This is a genomic window from Halomonas sp. MES3-P3E (assembly GCF_002836035.1).
GTDB classification, from domain to species: domain Bacteria; phylum Pseudomonadota; class Gammaproteobacteria; order Pseudomonadales; family Halomonadaceae; genus Vreelandella; species Vreelandella arctica.
Map to the genome: position 1 here is coordinate 1 of NZ_PJBT01000134.1, position 543 is coordinate 543.

1 protein-coding gene is annotated in these 543 nt (G+C 52.5%); it reads left to right on the forward strand.

The genetic code is table 11. The features are described from left to right. Positions 1 to 543: IS3 family transposase (locus CXF87_RS12295; protein ID WP_157826539.1), on the forward strand; the 543-nt coding region annotated here is incomplete at both ends.

The following is a 543-nucleotide window of genomic DNA, read 5'->3' on the forward strand; positions in this document are numbered from 1 at the left end:
GACTAAGGAAATAGCCAAGGTCAGAGAGCTCTTTCGCGAGAGCGAAGGCTCTGCAGGGGCGCGCAGCATCGCAGAGATGGCGACAAGGCAGGATGTGCCGTTAAGTCGCTATCGCGCTGGCCGCCTGATGGAAAAGCTTGGCCTAATTAGCTGCCAAGTGCCTGGGCACACCTACAAGAAAACAGGTGATGAACATGTTGAGGTACCGAACCACTTAGCGCGTCAGTTTAACGTTGAGGCGCCCAACCGCGTTTGGTGTGGCGACGTCACATATATCTGGACTGGCAAACGCTGGGCTTATCTAGCCGTTGTCATGGACTTATTTGCTAGGAAAACGATTGGCTGGTCGATGTCGTTATCACCCGATAGCGAACTCACCAGCAGCGCATTGAAAATGGCTTATGAGAGCCGTGGGCGGCCAAAAGGGGTTATATTCCACAGCGACCAGGGCAGTCATTATACGAGCCGTAAGTTTCGTCAGACACTCTGGAAATGCCAGGTAAAACAAAGTCTAAGCCGACGTGGTAATTGCTGGGATAATGC